This is a genomic window from Anaeromyxobacter sp. PSR-1 (assembly GCF_000964525.1).
In the GTDB taxonomy this organism is placed as follows: domain Bacteria; phylum Myxococcota; class Myxococcia; order Myxococcales; family Anaeromyxobacteraceae; genus Anaeromyxobacter.
In genome coordinates, this window is the sequence record NZ_BAZG01000079.1 from 1 (window position 1) to 18,510 (window position 18,510).

18 protein-coding genes and 1 pseudogene are annotated in these 18,510 nt (G+C 75.5%); 9 read left to right on the forward strand and 10 right to left on the reverse strand.

Annotated elements, in window-relative coordinates:
* On the reverse strand, window positions 1-816 hold an 816-nt coding region (locus PSR1_RS13010; RefSeq protein ID WP_059437970.1), incomplete at its 3' end, for a Ku protein.
* 117 nt (window positions 817-933) lie between these two features.
* Here PSR1_RS13010 and PSR1_RS24195 point away from each other — a divergent pair.
* The gene (locus tag PSR1_RS24195; protein ID WP_193388359.1) at window positions 934-1,110 is read left to right on the forward strand and encodes a hypothetical protein; all 177 of its coding nucleotides are present in this window, start codon (window positions 934-936) and stop codon (window positions 1,108-1,110) included.
* A 50-nt stretch (window positions 1,111-1,160) separates the two neighbouring features.
* Complete coding sequence (locus PSR1_RS13015) at window positions 1,161-2,414, forward strand: triacylglycerol lipase (RefSeq protein ID WP_059437971.1); 1,254 nt, start codon at window positions 1,161-1,163, stop codon at window positions 2,412-2,414.
* Here the strand turns inward: PSR1_RS13015 and PSR1_RS13020 are convergent.
* The 3 genes from PSR1_RS13020 to PSR1_RS13030 all read right to left on the reverse strand — a co-directional run bounded on the left by PSR1_RS13020 (window position 2,377) and on the right by PSR1_RS13030 (window position 4,930).
* The gene (locus PSR1_RS13020; RefSeq protein ID WP_059437972.1) at window positions 2,377-3,651 is read right to left on the reverse strand and encodes an acetyl-CoA hydrolase/transferase family protein; all 1,275 of its coding nucleotides are present in this window, start codon (window positions 3,649-3,651) and stop codon (window positions 2,377-2,379) included. The two genes, PSR1_RS13015 and PSR1_RS13020, sit on opposite strands and share 38 nt — an antisense overlap.
* Window positions 3,652-3,760: 109 nt before the next feature.
* The gene (locus PSR1_RS13025) at window positions 3,761-4,525 is read right to left on the reverse strand and encodes a TSUP family transporter (protein ID WP_059437973.1); all 765 of its coding nucleotides are present in this window, start codon (window positions 4,523-4,525) and stop codon (window positions 3,761-3,763) included.
* A gap of 39 nt (window positions 4,526-4,564) precedes the next feature.
* Entirely contained in the window at window positions 4,565-4,930 is a 366-nt protein-coding gene (locus PSR1_RS13030) for a response regulator (protein WP_011420025.1), read from the reverse strand.
* 198 nt (window positions 4,931-5,128) lie between these two features.
* Here PSR1_RS13030 and PSR1_RS13035 point away from each other — a divergent pair, with 198 nt between their 5' ends.
* Window positions 5,129-5,731 carry a DUF4126 domain-containing protein gene (locus PSR1_RS13035; RefSeq protein WP_059437974.1) on the forward strand — a complete coding sequence of 201 codons (603 nt, stop codon included), beginning with the start codon at window positions 5,129-5,131 and terminating at the stop codon, window positions 5,729-5,731.
* A 69-nt stretch (window positions 5,732-5,800) separates the two neighbouring features.
* Complete coding sequence (locus PSR1_RS13040) at window positions 5,801-6,355, forward strand: dihydrofolate reductase family protein (RefSeq protein WP_059437975.1); 555 nt, start codon at window positions 5,801-5,803, stop codon at window positions 6,353-6,355.
* On the opposite strand, the gene PSR1_RS13045 is transcribed toward PSR1_RS13040, so the two are convergent.
* From PSR1_RS13045 to PSR1_RS13070, 6 genes are all read right to left on the reverse strand, one after another.
* Window positions 6,331-6,861: a methylated-DNA--[protein]-cysteine S-methyltransferase gene (locus PSR1_RS13045; protein ID WP_059437976.1), complete on the reverse strand. Its 531-nt coding sequence runs from the start codon at window positions 6,859-6,861 to the stop codon at window positions 6,331-6,333. The two genes, PSR1_RS13040 and PSR1_RS13045, sit on opposite strands and share 25 nt — an antisense overlap.
* Window positions 6,858-8,402: an AlkA N-terminal domain-containing protein gene (locus tag PSR1_RS13050; RefSeq protein ID WP_059437977.1), complete on the reverse strand. Its 1,545-nt coding sequence runs from the start codon at window positions 8,400-8,402 to the stop codon at window positions 6,858-6,860. The genes PSR1_RS13045 and PSR1_RS13050 overlap by 4 nt, the downstream gene beginning before the upstream one ends.
* A 68-nt stretch (window positions 8,403-8,470) precedes the next feature.
* Window positions 8,471-8,989 (reverse strand): cupin domain-containing protein, encoded by a 519-nt coding sequence (locus tag PSR1_RS13055; protein ID WP_059437978.1) that lies wholly within the window; start codon window positions 8,987-8,989, stop codon window positions 8,471-8,473.
* Between the two features lie 281 nt (window positions 8,990-9,270).
* Window positions 9,271-10,650: a multiheme c-type cytochrome gene (locus PSR1_RS13060; protein WP_059437979.1), complete on the reverse strand. Its 1,380-nt coding sequence runs from the start codon at window positions 10,648-10,650 to the stop codon at window positions 9,271-9,273.
* A gap of 55 nt (window positions 10,651-10,705) precedes the next feature.
* Window positions 10,706-11,032, reverse strand: coding sequence for a hypothetical protein (locus tag PSR1_RS13065; RefSeq protein WP_059437980.1), 327 nt, complete (start codon window positions 11,030-11,032; stop codon window positions 10,706-10,708).
* A 150-nt stretch (window positions 11,033-11,182) separates the two neighbouring features.
* The gene (locus PSR1_RS13070; protein WP_059437981.1) at window positions 11,183-12,649 is read right to left on the reverse strand and encodes a DUF3373 domain-containing protein; all 1,467 of its coding nucleotides are present in this window, start codon (window positions 12,647-12,649) and stop codon (window positions 11,183-11,185) included.
* Window positions 12,650-12,837: 188 nt separating this feature from the next.
* Between PSR1_RS13070 and PSR1_RS13075 the strand changes: the two genes are divergently transcribed.
* From PSR1_RS13075 to PSR1_RS13095, 5 genes and pseudogenes are all read left to right on the forward strand, one after another.
* On the forward strand, window positions 12,838-14,187 hold the full coding sequence (locus PSR1_RS13075) for a sigma-54-dependent Fis family transcriptional regulator (RefSeq protein ID WP_059437982.1): 1,350 nt from the start codon (window positions 12,838-12,840) through the stop codon (window positions 14,185-14,187).
* Window positions 14,188-14,254: 67 nt separating this feature from the next.
* The gene (locus PSR1_RS13080) at window positions 14,255-15,493 is read left to right on the forward strand and encodes a multidrug effflux MFS transporter (RefSeq protein WP_059437983.1); all 1,239 of its coding nucleotides are present in this window, start codon (window positions 14,255-14,257) and stop codon (window positions 15,491-15,493) included.
* Window positions 15,494-15,588: 95 nt separating this feature from the next.
* Window positions 15,589-16,518: a LysR family transcriptional regulator gene (locus tag PSR1_RS13085; RefSeq protein ID WP_059437984.1), complete on the forward strand. Its 930-nt coding sequence runs from the start codon at window positions 15,589-15,591 to the stop codon at window positions 16,516-16,518.
* Window positions 16,519-16,683: 165 nt separating this feature from the next.
* On the forward strand, window positions 16,684-17,643 hold the full coding sequence (locus PSR1_RS13090) for a hypothetical protein (protein WP_059437985.1): 960 nt from the start codon (window positions 16,684-16,686) through the stop codon (window positions 17,641-17,643).
* Window positions 17,644-17,698: 55 nt separating this feature from the next.
* A pseudogene (locus PSR1_RS13095) lies at window positions 17,699-18,510 on the forward strand (APC family permease); the annotation flags it as partial.

The following is an 18,510-nucleotide window of genomic DNA, read 5'->3' on the forward strand; positions in this document are numbered from 1 at the left end:
GCGCCGCTCGCCGCGCGCCGGCGCCTCGTGCTCGCCGTCCCGCCGGCGGGCCGCGGCCAGGCTGGCCGAGAGCGCGTCGGCGAGGCTCACCACCTCCGCGCCGGCCGGCTCGGCGGCGGGCGCCTCGATGGTCTGGCCCTCGGCCTTGCGCTCGATGAGCTCGAGCACCCGCTCGCGGCGCAGGTCCGGGTAGCGCTCGGGCTCGAACGGCCCGGAGAGCGACGCCACCAGCTGCTCCGCCATCTGCAGCTCGCGCGAGGACGGCTCGCCCGCCTCCGGCAGCTCCAGCGAGGCCGGCGAGTCGATCTCGTCGGCGCGGTTCATGGTGGAGAGCGCCAGCGCGCCGCCGGCCGCCGGGCGCACGCAGCAGAGCGACTCCCGGGTGCGCAGCACGGCGGTGGCGATGGCCACCTTGCCCGCCTTGCGCATGGCGTCGCCGAGCAGCCGGTACGCCTTCGCCGCGCTGCGGTCTGGCACGAGGTAGTAGCTCGCCTCGAAGTAGGCCGGGTCGATCTCGGAGAGCTCGACGAAGTCGTGGATCTCCACGGTGCGCGTGGCCTTCGGGTCGAACGCCTCCAGCTCCTCGCGCGTCACCGTGACGTAGCGGCCGGGCGACACCTCGTACCCCTTCACGATGTGCTCGTAGGGGACCTCCTTCTCCTCGCTCGAGCAGAAGCGGCGCAGCTGGATGCGGGCGCCGTCCGCGTCGTGCAGCATGTGGAACCGGACCTCCTTCTGGTGCACCGCGGTGTAGAGCTTCACCGGGATGTTCACCAGGCCGAAGGTCAGCGCGCCGCTCCAGATCGCCCTCGCCATCGGGATGCCTCCGGACGAACGTTCCATCCCCCGGCCGGCGCCGGCAACGCGCGCGGGCGAGGGACGGGGTTCACCTGGGCTGGTGATAGCCCCAGCTTGCGAGGAGAGGAGGGGACCATGAAGGGCGAGCCCAAGGATCGGCCACGCAAGGACCCCGGCAAGGCGCCACGCACCGACCTCCCGCCCAGGCGGGAGCCCTACGACGAGGGGTACTTCGGCACCGGGGAGGAGGAGGGCGTGGAGCGCGAGCGGCAGGCGCCCGAGCCCGGCCGGGATCGAGGGCGCGAGCGCTAGGGCGGATGCCCCCTTGGCCGGGCCGGCGCGCTGCTGCATGCTGCGCGCCGATGGGGGCCCGCGTCGACGTCGCCGATCTCCGGGGGTGGGGCCGGCTCGCGTTCGACGCGACGCTCGGCGTGACGGCGGTGGTCGAGGCGATGCACCACAACATCGCGCGCGGGCCGTGGTTCCTCGACGCGCCGGGGAGCGCGCGCACCCGCGGCCTCACCGGCCTCGTGTACGGCGCGGTCCGGGGCGTGACGCGGCTGGCGGGGGAGGGGTACGACGCCGCGGTCTCCCGGCTCGCCGGCCGCGCCGGGGCCAGCTCGGCGGGGCGCGAGGCGGTGCTCGCCGCCCTGAACGGCGTGCTCGGGGATCACCTCGCCGCCACCGGGAACCCGCTCGCGATCCCGATGCGGCTGTGCTTCGAGGGCAGGCCGGTCGCGCTGGAGCGGGCGGCGCTGGCGGAGGCGATCCCGGGGGCGACCTCGAAGGTGGTGGTGCTCGTGCACGGGCTCTGCACGAACCCCCAGCGCTGGTGCCGCCGCGGCCACGACCACGGCGCCGCGCTCGCGCGGGACCTCGGGTACACGCCGCTCTACCTGCACTACAACAGCGGCCTCCACGTCTCCACCAACGGCCGGGCGTTCGCCGGGATCCTGGAGGCGCTCCAGCGCGCCTGGCCCGTCCCGCTGCGGGACCTCACCGTCCTGGGCCACAGCATGGGCGGCCTCGTCGCGCGCAGCGCCTGCCACCACGGGACGGCGGCCGGGCACGCCTGGCCCGAGCGCCTGACGAACGCGATCTTCCTCGGGACGCCGCACCACGGGGCGGCCCTGGAGCGCGGCGGCAACTGGGTGGACGTGGTCCTCGGCGTCAGCCCCTACACCGCGCCGCTGGCGCGCGTCGGGCGGATCCGCAGCGCCGGCATCACCGACCTGCGCCACGGGAGCCTGCTCGACGAGGACTGGCAGGGCCGGGATCGCTTCGCGTCGTGGCGCGATCCGCGCCGCCCGGTCGCGCTGCCCCCCGGCGTCCGGTGCCTCGCGATCGCCGGGACGAGCGCGCGCCGGAGGAGCGCCGCGGCCGACCTCCTCGGCGACGGGCTGGTCCCGCTCGCGAGCGCGCTGGGCCGGCACCGGGACCCCGCGCGCACGCTCGCGTTCGGGGCCGGGGGCCGCGCGATCGCGCGCGGCGTGGGCCACCTCGACCTGCTCTGCGATCCGGGCGTCTACGAGCGCGTGCGCCGGTGGCTCGCACCCCAGCGCCGCGCCGGCGGGCCGGCTACCAGCTCCCGAACCGGCGCCGCGCGTCGGCGGTGAGCGCGTCGCGGTGCTTCGGGTGCGCCACGGCGATGAGCGCGGCGGCGCGCTGGCGCAGGTTCTTGCCGAACAGGTCGGCGATGCCGTGCTCGGTGACCACGAAGTGGACGTGCGCGCGGGTGGTGACCACGCCCGCGCCCGGGCGCAGCACCGGGACGATGCGCGACTCGCCGGCGGCGTTCGTGGAGGGCAGCGCGATGATGGGCTTGCCGCCCTCGGACAGGGCCGCGCCGCGGATGAAGTCCATCTGGCCGCCCACCCCGGACACCTGCCGCTCGCCCACCGAGTCGGCGCACACCTGGCCGGTGAGGTCCACCTCGATGGCGCTGTTGATGGCGGTGACCTTGGGGTTGCGGCGGATCACGGCCGTGTCGTTCACGTAGGCGATGTCGAGCATCGCGACGAGCGGGTTGTCGTCCAGGAAGTCGTAGAGGCGGCGGGTGCCGTGCGCGAACCCGGCCACGATCTTGCCGGGGTGGACGCGCTTCGCCTCGCCGGTGATGACGCCCTTCTCCACCAGGTCCACCACGCCGTCGGAGATCATCTCGGTGTGGATGCCGAGGCGGTGGTGGTCGCCCAGCGCGGCGAGGGTGGCCTGCGGGATGGCGCCGATGCCGAGCTGCAGGCAGGCGCCGTCGTCCACCAGCTCGGCGCAGTGCCGGCCGATGGCGCGCTCGACCTCGGTGAGCGCGCGCACCGGCGCCTCGTGGATGGGCTCGTCCACCTCCACCATGTAGTCGATCGCGTCCACGTGGATGAGGCCGTCGCCGTGGGTGCGCGGCATGCGCGGGTTCACCTGCGCGATCACCGTCCGCGCGGTCTGCACCGCGGCGCGGCTCACGTCCACAGACACGCCCAGCGAGCAGAAGCCGTGGCGGTCCGGCGGCGAGACGTGCACCAGCGCCACGTCGAGCGGCAGGATCCCGGAGCGGAAGAGCTGCGGCACCTCGGAGAGGAACACCGGCAGGTAGTCGCCGCGCCCCTCCTCGATGGCCTTGCGCACGTTGGGCCCGACGAACAGCGCGTTCACGCGGAAGTGCCGGGCCATCTCGGGCGCGGCGTACGGCGCGTCGCCCTCGGTGTGGATCGAGACGATCTCGACCACGCTCAGCTCGGGCGCGCGCGCGGTGAGCGCCTCGATCAGCCGGCGCGGGGCCGCGGCGACGCTGTGCACGAACACCCGGTGGCCGGACTTGACGACCGAGACGGCCTCCTCGGCGGAGACGATGCGGCTCATCGGCAGGGCTCTCCTCTCGAGCAGGGTCGGTGCGGCGCGCCAGTGTACCAGCGGGGGGCGCGCCTTTGCACCCGGGCCGGTGCCCCACCGCCGTCCTGGGCGCGGCGCGTCAGGAGCGCATGTCCCAGGCCAGCTTGACGGCCAGGGCGAGCGTCACCAGGACCACCGTGCGCCGGACCAGCGCGTCGCCGCGCCGGACCGCGAGGTGCGCGCCGATCCACCCGCCGGCCAGCTGGGCGGCCGCCATGGGCACCGCGATCCGCCAGACCACCACGCCCTTGATCGAGAACAACGTCACCGCGGCCAGGTTGGACGCGAAGTTCACCACCTTCGCGCCGGCCGAGGCGTGCGCCAGCCCGTCGCCGAGCAGCGCCACGAACGCGACGATGAGGAACGTGCCGGTGCCCGGGCCGAAGAAGCCGTCGTAGGCGCCGATGGCGACCGCGATGGCGCCGGCGACGAGCGGCGCCGCCGGGCGCCGCGCGCCGTCCGGGCGGGCGGGGGGACCGCGGCGCAGCCCGACGAACAGCGCGGCGGACGCGAGCAGCGCCAGCACCACCGGCCGCAGCGCGGCCGGGGGCACGAGCAGCACCAGCCCGGCGCCGGCGAGCGAGCCGGCCAGCCCCAGCGGGAAGGTGAGCCGCGCGCGCCGCCCGTCCACCATCCCGGCCCGCGAGAAGCGCACCAGCGCCGCGAACGAGCCGAACACCGACTGGCCCTTGTTCGTGCCGAGCGCGAGGTGCGGCGGGAGCCCGGTCCAGAGCAGCGCGGGGAGGGTCAGCAGCCCGCCGCCGCCCGCGATGGCGTCCACCACGCCCGCGAGCAGGGCGACGGCGGTGAGCGGGACGAGCTGTGCGAGGCCGGCCTCGGGCATGGCGCGCGGTTCTACCACGCGCCGGCCCGGGCGCGCGGTTCACCGTGCGTTGCGCTCCACCGCGTCGATGAGCTCGCCGAGGCCGATCGGCTTGTAGAGGATTTCGCGGGCGGTGAGCGGCGCGCCGTCGAGCCCGCGGCTCGCGGTCATCACCACCACCGGGATGTCGCGGAGCCGGTCGTCGCGGAGCTGCGCCTCCCGGAACTGCCAGCCGTTCATCTCCGGCATCATCAGGTCGAGCAGGATGAGGCTCGGGTCGCCGCCGTGCCGCAGGTAGTCGAGCGCCTCGCGCCCGTTCTCGAACAGGCGCGGCTCGTACCCCTCCTCCTCGAGCAGCTCGCCGAGCGTCTCGCGGAGGTCGGGGTCGTCGTCCACGACGACGATGGTTTCGTGGTGGTCCGCCATGTGCGCTCGACTCGTAAAGCCCCGGGCGGCGGGCCGCAACGTCCCGGCCCCGCGCGTCGCGGTCCCGCCTCTCAGGGTGGCCCCTGCCGGCGCACCCGGCACGTCCATCGAGCACGGGACGGGGGGACGGGCGTGCGCCTCCCGCGTGGGTCGTCGGTGCCGCCGGACGCGCACGCTCGGTTCGGTTAGGCTCCCCGCGTGGAGCCGCTCACCGCCCTGGCCCAGTCGCTCGGCCTCGCGTTCGCGTCGGGGATCAGCGCGTACGCGGCGGCCGCGTTCGTGGGGCTCGCGGGCCACCTCGGCTGGATCGGCCCGCTGCCCGGCGCGCTCGGCGTGCTCACGGACCCGTGGGTGTTCGGGACGGCGGGCGCGCTCGCGCTCGTCGAGGCGCTCGCCATGCTGGTGCCCGGGATCGCCACCGCGTGGGAGGCGGTCCACACCGCCATCCGCCCGTTCGCGGCCGCGGCGCTCGCGGTGCTCGCCACCTGGGGCGAGCCGCGCCTCGCGGTGGTGGCCGCGCTGCTCGGCGGCGCGCTCGGTCTCGCCACGCACGCGACCAAGCTCGGGCTGCGCGCCACCATCGACACCTCGCCCGAGCCGGTGACGAACGCGGCCGCGACCACGGGCGAGCTCGGCGTGGTGGCGGCGCTCGCCTGGGCGATCTGGGCCCACCCGTGGATCGCGCTCGCGGCGGCGCTCGTGCTGCTCACCGCGCTGCTCTACGTCGTGCGGGCGCTCTGGCGGACGGTGGCCCGGGCCATCGCGGCGCTGTTCTCGCCGCCGACCGCGCCGGGCTCCTGACGCGGCCCCATCGGGAACGCGCGCCGGGGCAGACGCGCGGGGCGCTTCCGGGGCAGAACGGGCGGACCAATGGCGACGAAGACCCGTTACTACGTGGCGGCCACCCTGGACGGCTTCATCGCCGACCCGGACGGTGGCCTGGGCTGGCTGATGGCGTTCAACGACGCCGAGGGCGTCGAGGCGGACTACCAGGCGTTCGTCGGCGAGGTGGGTGCGCTCGCGATGGGCGCCGCGACCTACGAGTTCGTGCTGGGCGAGGGCATGGCGTGGCCGTACGAGGGGCGGCCGACGTGGGTGTTCACGCACCGTGCGCTGCCGGCCATCCCTGGCGCGGACCTGCGCTTCACCTCGGCCGCCGGCGGCGCCCTGGACGCGGTGCACGACGAGATGGTCCGGGCCGCCCGGGGCCGGGACGTCTGGCTGGTCGGCGGCGGGAAGCTCGCGGCGCAGTTCGCCGCGCGCGGCCTGCTGGACGAGCTGCAGGTGTCGGTCGTGCCGGTGGTGCTCGGCGCGGGCGTCCCGCTGCTGCCGGCGGCGCTGCCCGGGACCCTGGCGCTCACCGAGCTGAAGCGCTTCGGGCGCGGCCTGGTGCAGCTCCGCTACGCGGTCCCGCGCGCCGGCTGAGCGACGCCGCGCGCAGCGCGCTCGTGGGCGAGCAGCCACCGCTTCCGGTCGAGCCCGCCCGCGTAGCCGGTGAGGCTCCCGTCCGCGCCGATGACGCGGTGGCAGGGGATGGCGATCGCGATCGGGTTCCGGCCGTTCGCGAGCCCCACCGCCCGCGCCGCGCCCGGCCGGCCCAGCGCCGCCGCGAGCGCGCCGTAGCTGCGGGTCTCGCCGGCCGGGATGCGGCGCAGCTCGGCCCACACCAGCCGCTGGAACGGCGTGCCGCCCGGCTCGAGCGGGAGGCCGTCCAGCGCGCCGAGGTCGCCCGCGAACCAGGCGCGCGCCCGCGCGGCCAGGCCGAGCGCGTCGCGGCCCACGCGCAGCGCGAGGTCCGGGCCGAAGCGCCGGGCCAGCGCCGGGCGCAGGAGCGGGGTGTCCCCCAGCTCGAGCGCGAGGAGCGCGCGCCCGTCCGTGACGAGGTGCACCGGGCCGACGGGGGACTCCACCACCACGTGCTCGAGCGTCATGACCGCCTCTCCTTCCTCTTGGGTGCGCGGGCCGCCGCGGGCGCGCGGGGCCGCAGGGTCGTCCACAGGTGCAGCGCCGCGTACGCGCGCCACGGGCGCCAGCGCTCTGCCCGCCGCAGCAGCTCCCCGGGCGCCGCCCGCCCGCGGCCGCGCAGGCCGCCGAGCGCGGCGAGCAGGCCGAGGTCGCCCTCCGGGAACGCGTCCGGCTGGTGCAGCGCGCGCATCGCCACGTACTGCGCGGTCCAGCGGCCGATGCCGGGCAGCGCGTCGAGGCGCGCCACCGCGTCCTCCAGCTCGCCGCCCGGCGCGAGCAGCGACGGATCGTCGCGCACCGCGCCGCCGATCGCGGCGAGCGTGGCGGCGCGGGCGCGGGTCAGCCCGAGCCCCTCCAGGTCGGCGCCGGCGAGCGCCTCCGGGCCGGGGAACAGCCGCGACAGCGCGGGATCGCCGGAGTCCACCGGCGCGCCGAGGCGCGCCGCGAGCCGGCCCGCCAGCGTCCGCGCCGCGGCGACGCTCACCTGCTGCCCGAGCACCGCGCGCACCACCAGCTCGAACGGCTCCCAGGCGCCCGGCACGCGCAGGCCGGGCCGCGCCGCGACGAGCGGCGCGAGCAGCGGATCGCCGGCGAGGTGCGCGCCGATCGCCCCGGCGTCGGCGTCGAGGTCGAGCAGCCGGCGGAGGCGCTCCACCGCCGGCGCGATCGCCGCCACCCGCGGCAGGCGCAGCGTCGCGACGAGCCCGCGGCCCCGCGGATCGGGCCGGACCTCGACCGTGCCCGCGGCACCGTCGAGCGCCACCGTGCGGCGGTACGCGCCGTCCGCCACCTGCTCGACGCCCGGGATCGCGCGCGCGCCCAGGAACTCGAGCAGCGCCGGCCAGTCGTACGGGGCGGTGTGCGGCAGCGCGATCGCGATCGCGCCGTCCGGCGGCGGGGCGGACGCGCCGCGCCGCAGCGTGCTCGGCGGGCGCCGGAACGTCCGCCGCACCGCCTCGTTGAAGCGGCGCACGCTCCCGAAGCCCGCCGCCGCGGCCACGTCGCCGAGCGGCAGGGCGGTGTCCGCGAGCAGCCGGCGCGCCAGCAGCACGCGCTGCGCCTGCGCGATCCGGACCGGCGGCGCGCCCACGTGCCGGGCGAACAGGCGGCGGAGCTGCCGGCCGCCCACGCCGACGCGCTCGGCGAGCGCCTCGACGTCGTCGCCCTCGCCCCACGCGCCGGCCGAGATGAGCGCGAGCGCGCGCGCCACCGTGTTCGCCGTGCCCCGCCACCCGGCCACGCCGGGCGCGAGCTCCGGGCGGCAGCGCAGGCAGGGGCGGAACCCGGCGGCCTGGGCCGCCGCCGCGCTCGGGTAGAACGCGCAGTGCTCCCGGCGCGGCGTGCGCGCCGGGCAGATCGGGCGGCAGAAGATGCCGGTGGACAGCACCGCCGTGAAGAAGCGGCCGTCGAACCGCGCGTCGCGGGCGACGTGGGCGCGCCAGCAGGCGCCGGCGTCCAGGCCGGGCACGGGCGGCGGGGGGGCGGGGCGGGGCATGCGCGGCATCATGGCGGGGGCCGGGCCGCCGCGCTCGCCGTTTTCGGACCTCGATGCGGCGGCCCCGCGGCCGGCGCGCGTCAGCCGTCCACGCGCTCGCCGTCGAACCAGGCGCCGCCCTCGGGCCGCGCCGTGAAGCCGGCCAGGTAGCGGCGCTCCTTCGGCCCGCCCGGCGCCGCGCCCGCGAACAGGCCCACCTTGCCGGAGTCCGGGTACACGGTGATGTCGGTGGGGAGCATCGTGGAGAGCGCGAGGTACTGCAGCGGTGCGGCGCCGTCGTTGCGGAGCTGGTGCGCGGCGGCCGGGCCGGCCGGCAGCGCCACGTAGTCGCCCGGGCCGACCCGCACCTCGGCGTCGCCGAGGCGCAGCAGCCCGCTCCCGGCGAGCACGAAGATCGCCTCCTCGTTCGCGCAGTGGAAGTGGTGCGCCCAGGCGGTCTTCCCGGGCGGCAGCTCCATGTGGCTGCAGCCGAGCTGCTCGCCGCCGCTCCCGGCGGACAGCTGGCGGCGGCGGAACGCGAACCGCGTGCCCTGCTCGGTGACGGTCTGGGGGATCTCGGCGACGTTGACGACGTGCGGGTGCCGGCGCGTGGGGCTCATGGCGTCTCCTGCCCGAGGGCGGTGGGGACGCCGAGCTTACCGTCGGTCCCCCCGCGGCCGGCGCGCCACGCCGCGCCGCGCCCCGAGAAGGCGATCCCCTCGTCCCGGAGCGATGGAGGCTCCGGGACGAGGGGCGTCGCCCAGCGCCGGGGGCGCGCGCCGCCCGGACCTCGCGGCCGCCCGCGCGGCGGTCGCGACGTCGGGGGGCGGTCAGGCGCCCGGGCGCGAAGGCCGCGCAGCGACCGCGCCGCTTGGGGAGCGCGGGTCCGCTGCGCGAACCCTCACCACTCTTCCTTCTGCTTCTCGATGAGCTGCTTGAAGTACAGCTCCGGGTTCGTGAGCTTCTTCACCTCGGCGGCGGAGTACCCGAGGTCCCGGAAGTCGAGCACGCCGTTCACGCCGTGGCAGTTCACGCAGTTCAGCGCCTTCGACTTCGTGACCAGGTGGTTGCTGCCGAAGTAGATGGTCTGCCACCCGGGCACCGCGGCCTTCGCCACCGCGGCGGGGTCCTTCATCCCGAGCGTCCGCGCGGCGGACTCGACGCCGGCGCGCGTGTCGCCGTTCGCCATCGGCGGCGCGAAGTCCATGGAGAGCAGCTTCCCCGACTTCGCGTCGTAGAACGCCTTCCCCATGTAGATCTTGAACGGGTAGATCTTGCTCTTCCCGTCCTTGCGGCTGCCCTTCGGGCCGATGAAGTGCGGCTCGTTGCGGACCGTGTGGTTGTACCAGGCGTAGACCGGGACGGTCTCGTTCGCGTCCTTCTTCAGCGTGGTCGGCTCGTAGAAGCCGTCGCCGCCCTTCTCCCAGACCGTGAAGTCCTTCGCCACCGCGCCGCCGGTGCGCGGGATGTGGCAGGTCTGGCAGGCGATCTTCGCGGTGTGGCGGTTGTAGTCCGCGCTCTTGTGCGGCTTCTCGCCGTGGCAGCCGTCGCAGGACACCCGCAGGTCGTCGTTCGCCCAGTTGTTCGGGTCGAAGCCGGTGGGGATGCGGTGGTCCTTCGCCTGGTGGCAGTCGACGCACACCATGCCCTTCGCCGCGTGGGCGTCGGTGTCCTTCGTGAAGGAGAAGCCGCGCTTCACCAGCACGCCGCCGCCCGCCGTCTCGTGGCAGGTCATGCAGTTCTTCACGGTGGGCTTGCCGATCGCGAGCGCCGCCTTGGTGCTGCGGTCCTGGCCCATGACCACGCGGCCCTGCTCGTCCTTGTACGGCTTGCGCTGCCGGAAGTCGTACTCGGTGGAGTGGCAGACCAGGCAGTCCACCGCCGCCTCCGCCTCGGGCCCGGTGCTGCCCACGTCGTTCAGGTGGTTGCCGGGGTGGCAGGTGTTGCAGCCGGTGAACTTGGACTTGCCGTCCGCGTTCTTCGGGATCTCCTTCAGGTTATTCACGATGTCGTTGCCGTTGCACATCGTGTAGATGCGGTTCTTCATCCCGTATTCCTGCTTCGGGTCCAGGTTGTCGACGTTGTCGACCTTGGAAGCGTGCTTCCAGTGGACCGTGCCCAGGAACTCCTTCGCCTTGCCGGGATGGCACTCCTCGCAGGTGGACGGGCCCTTGTAGCCGTCCTTCTCGATCTGGCTCCGGCCCGGGTGCTCCGCCGCGAAGGCCCCGGGGGCCTGGAGCAGCGCGACCAGCGCGGAGGCGACTGCCGCCGAACGTCTCATGGTGTGGTTCCTCGGTCGGGGGGACGAGGTGGGAGGGGGAGGCGGCGCGCCGCGATCAGCAGCCGGCCGTCTTGCGGAAGTAGGTCGAGAGCTTCTTGCCGTCCTTGACCTCGTACTTGCACCGGATCTCGTCGCCGTCGACGATGCGGTGGTCCTTGAACTTGTCGAGCGTGAGGTCGTCCTCGACGACGATCTCGACCAGCTCCTCGGTCTTGACGTCCTTCAGGACGACGGTCGCGGTCTTCGCGTCCTTGCCCGCGAGGTCGATCTTGGTGATGACGCCCACCATCTTCGTCTCGTCGGCCCGGGCGACGCCGCTCAGCGCCACCAGGCACATCGCCAGCTGGACGACCGCGACCACCACTGCGAGAGCCTTCTTCATCGGGATCTCCTTGGAACGGGTGCTGCTGCTGCGGGGAGGGTTGGTGCCTTCAGCGACGGGAGCCAGGTGCGGGCGGGGCGGGTTCGGCGTGCGACGAAAGGCCGCGCGCGGCGGGGGACGGACCTCGTCCACCCGCCGCGCGCGCGTGACCTAGAAGCGGACCTCGAACGTGCCGTAGAAGTCCTGGGCGGTCTTCACCGGCGGGAGCATCTGCGCGTTCATGGGGCTGGCCATCAGCTCCGAGACCTTCACCGGGGCGCCGATCCAGTTGTTGCTGCCCGTGTACTGGAAGTCGTAGTACTGCCAGCCCACCTTGAAGAACGCCTTGCTCACGAAGGACGAGATGGCCGGGAGCGGCAGCTCCTGGATCAGGTACGCCTCGTAGACGTTGCCGCGGGTGCCGAGCTTGCTCGTCCACATGTCGTCGGCGGCGGGATCGAACGGCATCCAGTACTTCGAGCCGTAGTTGTACTCGCCGCCGATCTTGGTGCCGGCGGGCAGGTCGTAGCGGACGCCGACGTACGCGCCGTAGCCGGTGCGGTCGGAGGTGTCCGGCCCGCTGGTGAGCAGGCCGGCGCCGGAGTCCATGCCGCCGAGCAGCAGGTGCTTGCCGTTCGGGTGGGTGATGCTGACGCCGCCGCTCGCGAACGAGGTGAGGCTGCCGGGGCCGATGCCCTTCAGCGTGCTGAGCAGGCCCACGCCGTACCAGTCGATGTCGCCGAGCTCGACCGACACGTTGTTCGGGTCGTCGAAGATGTTGAACCCGCGGTTCCACTGGAGGTCGATGCGGAGCGGGTCGGTGTCCACCGGGACGACCTGCACGCCGAGCATGTCGGTGTCCTTCAGGTCGTTCGTGTTGCTGTAGCCCGCGTCGAAGCCGCGGCCGTAGCAGAGCTTCGCGAACGCGCCGGGGAGCGCGTCGATCTCCGGCGCCCACCCCAGCGTCATGCCGTCGAACGCGTAGTCCACCAGCAGGCCGGGCACGCCGCCGTTGCCGGGGCGCTCGCCGTTCTGCCGCACGTGGGTGGGCGATCCGCCCGTGGACGGGCGGCGGCCGACCGAGAACCAGACCGGCTGGTCGAAGATGTTGCTCCAGGTCGCGAACACCTGGTCCACCCGGAGCGCGTTGTCGCTCGGGACGTGACCGATGGTGCCGTCCAGGATCGACATGCGATCCGCGAAGAAGCCGGCGTTGGTCGCGTCGGCGGTCTGCATGCCGCTCGTCTTGTTCATGAGCAGGCGCGTCGTGACCGTGACGTTCCGCGTCGCCTTGGCCTTCAGGTTCAGGCCGAAGCGGTTCGTCATCAGCGTGCCGTTCTCCGGGTCGAAGCCGGGCATCGCCACCGGCATCGAGGTCGGCCCCATGTACTGGTAGTAGGCCGGCACCTCGCCCTTCAGCGAGTCGAGGCGGAACCGGTAGTCGCCGCTCACCGTCAGCCACTTGCTGAGCGACTTCTCCTCGTCCTTCTTCACCTGCTGCTTGAGCGCCTCGAGCTCCTTGGCCAGCTCGTCGATCTTCTTCTGCTGCGGATCGGGATCGGCGGCGCGGCCGGCCAGCGGCAGCGCCAGGGCGGCCAGTGCGGCCCCGGTCACGAGGGTTCGGATCAGCTTGCGCACGAGAGATCTCCTGTTCGGTGGATGGCCGCACGGGCCTCGCTCATGCCCTCTGCGGGACGCGTGCCCACGGGCGGACCACGTGATTCCGCAGGGTTGCGTCGAGCGCGGCCGTCGCTGCGACACGGAACGTTTCAGCGCGACGAAACACCGCGTTTCGCGTTGCGACGCGGCATGCCAACCTGCGGCACATGAGCGCACCGGAACATGGCAGCGACGTCGCGTTCGCCGCGGTGAACGCGGCCTTCGGCTCCCTCGGGCGCGTGTGCATGGCGCTCGACGACCAGTTCCGCGTGCGGCACGTGTCGTCTCGCCTGGACGTGCTGCTCGGGGAGGGCGCCGCGGCGCGGACCGTCGGGACGCCGGTGGAGGCGCTGCTCGGCGCGGAGCTGTTCGGCGAGGACGGCCCCATCCGCCAGGCGCTGCTCGGGGGCGAGAAGCGCGAGGGCTGGCGCGCGCTGCTCCGCGCCGGCGACGGCGCCTCGCACCTGCTGTCCGTCACCGCCGCGCCGCTCCAGCTCGACCCGCACGGCGTCTGCGCGCGCGACGCGCGCTACCTGGTGGTGCTCCGGCCCGCGGAGGAGGAGGTGGGCGACGCCGCCGCCGCGCTCGCGACCACCGGCATCATCAGCCGCTCGCGCGCCATGGGGCGGGTGATGCGCCTCGTGGAGAGCCTGCAGTACAGCGAGGCCTCGGTGCTCGTCACCGGCGAGAGCGGCTCGGGCAAGGAGGTCCTGGCGCGGCTCGTCCACGCGCACTCGCCGCGCCGGAGCGGGCCGTTCGTGGCGGTCAACGCCGCGGCGCTGCCGGGCGACCTGCTCGAGAGCGAGCTGTTCGGCCACGTGCGCGGCGCGTTCACCGGCGCCACCCGCGACCGGCCCGGCCGGTTCGCCGCGGCCGCCCAGGGCACGCTGTTCCTCGACGAGGTCGGCGACCTGCCGCTGCACCTGCAGGTCAAGCTGCTGCGCGTCCTCCAGGAGCACACGTACGAGCGCGTCGGCGAAAACCAGCCGCGCCGCGCCGAGGCCCGCATCATCGCGGCCACGAACCGCGACCTGCGCCGCGCCGTCGCCGAGGGGACGTTCCGCGAGGACCTGTACTACCGCCTGCGCGTCTTCCCGGTGGAGCTCCCCCCGCTCCGCGAGCGGCGCGAGGACATCGAGCCGATGGCGCAGCTCCTCCTCTCCCGCGTCTGCGCGCGGGCGGGCCGGGCGGTGCGCTTCTCGCCGGACGCGCTGCGCGCGCTCATGTCGCACTCCTGGCCGGGCAACGTGCGCGAGCTGGAGAACGCGCTCGAGTTCGGGGTGACCGTGTGCCGGGGCCAGACGCTGCAGCCGGAGGACCTTCCGCCGGAGGTGCTCGCCGGGAGGACGCCGGAGCACGCCCCGGCGCGCGCCGTCGAGCCGGCGGACGCGCACGACCGCGCCACCATCGAGGCGGCCCTGCAGGCGCACCGCTGGAGCCGCGCGGAGGCCGCGCGCGCCCTCGGGCTGTCGCGCAGCACGCTCTGGCGGCGCATGCGCTCGCTCAACATCGGGTGAGCCCGGCGCGCCGCCGGGAAGCGGCTTGAGCGCCGCGGGCGGAGGGGCTACACCTCGGCCCCGCCCCATGCCACGCCTCGCCCCCGCCACCGCCCGGCACCACGGGCGGCTCGCCGTCCTGCTCGCCGCGCTGTCGGCGCTCGGCCCGTTCTCCACCGACGCGTACCTCCCGTCGTTCCCGGAGATCGGCCGGGTGTTCGGCGCGCCGGCGGTGCTGGTGCAGCAGACGCTCACGGCCTACATGGTGCCGTTCTCGGTGATGACGCTCTGGCAGGGCGCCATCTCCGACGCGCTGGGTCGCCGGCGGGTGACGCTGGTGATGCTGGCGCTGTTCGCGCTCGCCTCTGTCGGCTGCATGCTCTCGTGGCGCGTCGAGGCGCTCGTGGCGTTCCGGGCGCTGCAGGGCGCGACCGCCGGGGCGGGCATGGTCATCGGCCGCGCGGTGGTGCGCGACCTGCTCGACGGCGCCGAGGCGCGCCGGCTCATGAGCCGCATCGCGCTGGTGTTCGCGATCGCCCCGGCGCTCGGGCCGGTGGTGGGCGGCTGGCTGCACGTGTGGCTGGGCTGGCGCGCGGTGTTCGGCTTCCTGGCGCTGTTCTCGGCGGCCCTGTGCGCCTGGTGCTGGCGCGCGCTGCCGGAGACGCTGCCGCCGGCGCAGCGGCGGCCGCTGCAGGTCCGCTCCATGCTGCGGGGCTACCGCGAGGTCCTCTCGTCGCGCGCGTTCCTCGCGCTGGTGGCGGGCGTCACCTGCAGCTTCTCGGCGGTGTTCCTGTACATCGTGTCCGCGCCGGTGTTCCTGCTCCGCCACCTCGGCGTGGGCGAGACCGGCTTCCTCTGGCTGTTCGGCCCGATCAGCGGCGGCATGATGATCGGCAACTGGGCGTCCGGCGCGCTCGCGGGGCGCATGACCAACCAGCGCACCGTGGCCTGGGGGTTCGGCGCCATGGCGGTCGCCGCCCTCGCGAACGTCCTGTTCCACGCGCTGCACGCGCCCGCCCTGCCGTGGAGCGTGCTGCCGCTCGTCGGGTACGTGCTCGGCACCTCCCTCGCGATGCCGTCCCTCACGCTCATGGCGCTCGACCTGTTCCCGGAGCGGCGCGGGATGGCGTCCTCGTGCCAGGCGTTCATGCAGACGGCGGGCAACGCCCTGGTGGCGGCGGCGCTCGCGCCGCTGCTGTGGGGCTCGGCGCGGACGCTCTCGCTCGGGATGGCCGGCGGGCTCGCGGTGGGCGCGGTCGCGTTCGCCGCCTACGCCGCGATCCGCCCCCGTGAACCCGCGCGGGAGCCCGAGCGCCGGGCGGCCTGACCGAGCCGACCGGGCCCGCGCCGTGCTATGCCTCCGCCGCGTGGCCGCTGCGGCGTCCGCGCCGCCCCCGCCGCACGGGGGGCGGGGAGGGTGCGATGGCGAGGAACCCGCGCGCGGTGGACCCGGCGCGTGTCGTGATGGCGGGCCCGCTCGACTGGGGAAACCTGCTCTTCTTCCTCGAGCTGTCCCGCAGCGGCAGCCTCGCCCGCGCGGCGAAGCGGCTCGGGGTGGACCGCAACACCGTCGGCCGCCGCGTGGCCGCGCTGGAGGACGAGCTCGGCCTGCCGCTGTTCGAGCGCGGGCCGCAGGGGTGGGCCTGCACCGCCGCGGGCGAGGAGCTGGCGGCGCTCGCCTCGCGGGTGGAGGAGGACGTCCTCGCCATCGCGCGGCACGCCGACGCCCGCGACCGCACGCCGGCCGGGACGGTGCGGCTCACCACGTCGGTGCCGGTGGCCAGCCACCTGCTCGCGCCGGCGGTGCCGTCGCTCCGCGCGCGGCATCCCCGGCTCCTCCTGGACGTGTCGGCCGACTTCCGCAACTACGACCTCACCCGGCGCGAGGCGGACCTGGCGCTCCGGCTCGGCCGCCCCAGCGACGCCGGCCTGGTCGCGCGCAAGCTCGCGTCGGTCGCGTACGGCTTCTACGCCTCGCCCGCGTTCGCCGCGGAGCGGCGCGGCCGGATGGACCTGGCCCGCGACCCGGTGCTCGCCTACGAGGGCGCGACCTCGCCGCAGGAGCGCTGGATGGACGATCTCGCGCCGGCCCGCCTCGTGGCGTTCCGCTGCAACACCAGCCTGGCGCTCGCCACCGCCGCGCGCACCGGGCTCGGCGCGGCGGTGCTGCCGTGCTTCCTCGCCGACGGCGACCCGGCGCTCGTCCGGCTCGACGGCCCGGAGCCGCCCTCGTACGACCTGTGGCTCCTCGTGCACGGCGACCTGCGGCGCGTCCCGCGGGTGCGCGCGGTGATCGAGTGGGTGGACGCGGTGGTGGACGAGGCGCGCGACCTGCTCGCCGGCACGCGCTGACGCGTCCGCGCCCGCCCGCCCGCGCGCCTGCCGCGTGCGCAGGTGGCGGGGCCAACGGGGGAGGGGCTGGCCGTGGACCCCGGCGGCAGCGTACAACTCCCTGGCAGCAACATCGCGCCGACCTCCGTTCGCCTCGAACGGTCGCCCTCGCGAAGAGGAGCGACCATGGACGATCTGTCGGCGGGCACGCTGGTGCGGCATGCAACCCTCGGCCTCGGGCGCGTGGTGGCGCTCGAGCCGACCGCGGTGCACGTGTTCTTCCCCGCGGGCGAGTCGCGCTTCGCCGCGAAGCTCCGGCTGCCGGACGCGCGGCGCCTGCTGAGCCTGGAGGCCGCGGGGCACGATCCCTGGCTCGAGGGGCTCACCACGTTCGCGCTCGACGCCGGGACCCGCCGGTACGCGCTCGCGGCGAGCTGGATCACGCACGAGCAGGCGGTGGCGCAGTTCACGGCCGCGTGTCCCGGGGGCTTCGCCGGCGAGGCGTACCTCGCGCCGGGCGGCCGCGCCGGCGCCTGGCGCGCGGCCGGCGCGGAGATGCAGGGCGCGTTCGGGGACGGCACGGCCGCGGCGCTGCTGGCCGACGGCGACCACCGCGCGCTGGTCGAGCGCGCCCTGCGCGTGCTGGGGAAGGCCGCCGCCGTCCCCGGCACCGTGGACCTCGAGGAGGCCGAGGCGGCGCTCGCCGACGAGGCGACCGCGCTCCCGTTCTTCGAGGCGCTGCTGGCGGTGCTGGCGGTGCCCTCGCCGGCGCGCGCGCGGTTCGAGCGCCTGTTCGCCGCCGCGGGCGCGCTGGGCGACGGCGCCGTGGCGTGGCCGCTGGCGACGGCGTTCCCGTTCGTCGCCTCCCCGGCGAAGCAGGTGTTCCTGTCGCCGAAGGTCGCCTCGGCCGCCGCCGACCGCCTCGGCTTCGACCTGCGCCTCGACGCGGCGCCGGCGTGGAGCGCCTACGCGGCGCTCCGGACGTTCTCCGACGGGCTGCTGGAGCGCCTCCGTCCGCTCGGCGCGCGCGACCTCGTGGACGTCGAGTCGTTCCTGCACGCGGTCGCGACGCGGCGCGCGGGCGCGACGGCCGGCCGGCCGAGGGCGGCGCGCCCGTCCGCCGCGCGGCCGAAGCCGGCGCGCTGAGCCGCCGGTCGGCGCCGGCCCGCTCGGGCGCGGACGCCGTGCGCAACGTGCAGGGGTGCGCCGGCTCCGGCACGCCGTCCTCGGCACCGATCGCGACCTGTCGGATCCCCGGGTGCTCGACCGCGTCACGGTCGGCGTCCTCACCGCCTGGATCGCGATGGGCGGCGACCTCCTCGGCTCCTGCGTGTACGGGCCGGACGTGCTCGGCCGCGCCAGCGGCGGGCACCGCGGCGTGCTGGTGGTCGCGGGGCTGGGCACGCTGGCGACGCTGGCGATCCTCGCGCTCGCCTACACGCGGATGGTCGTGCACTTCCCGCACGGCGGGGGCGGCTACACCGCGGCCCGGCACGCCGCGGGCGAGCGGGCGGCCCTCGTGTCCGGCGTGGCGCTGGTGCTCGACGCGGGGCTCAACGTCGCGGTGTCGGTGGTCACCTGCGTCGAGGCCGCGGCGGCGGTGCTCCCGGCGGGCTGGGCGGCGGCGCGGCTCCCGGCGTCGCTGGCGCTGGTCGCGCTGCTCGCGGTCGCGAACCTGCGCGGCGTGAAGGAGTCGGTGGCGCTGCTCGCCCCCATCCTGCTCGCGTTCGTCGGCTCGCACGTGCTGGTGCTCGGGGCGGCGCTCGCGCAGCGGGCGGGCGCCATCCCGGACGCGGTCGCCGCCGTGCCGGCGGAGCTCTCCCGGCTCGCCGGCGAGCGCGGCGCGGCCGGCGCGCTGGGCACGGTGGTGCGGGCCTACGCGATGGGGGGCGCGATCTACACCGGCCTCGAGGCGATCTCGAACGGCCTCCCCATCCTGCGCGAGCCCAAGGTCCGGCACCGCGCGCGGACCATGGCTCTCCTCGGCGCCGTGCCGGCGCTGCTCATCGGCGT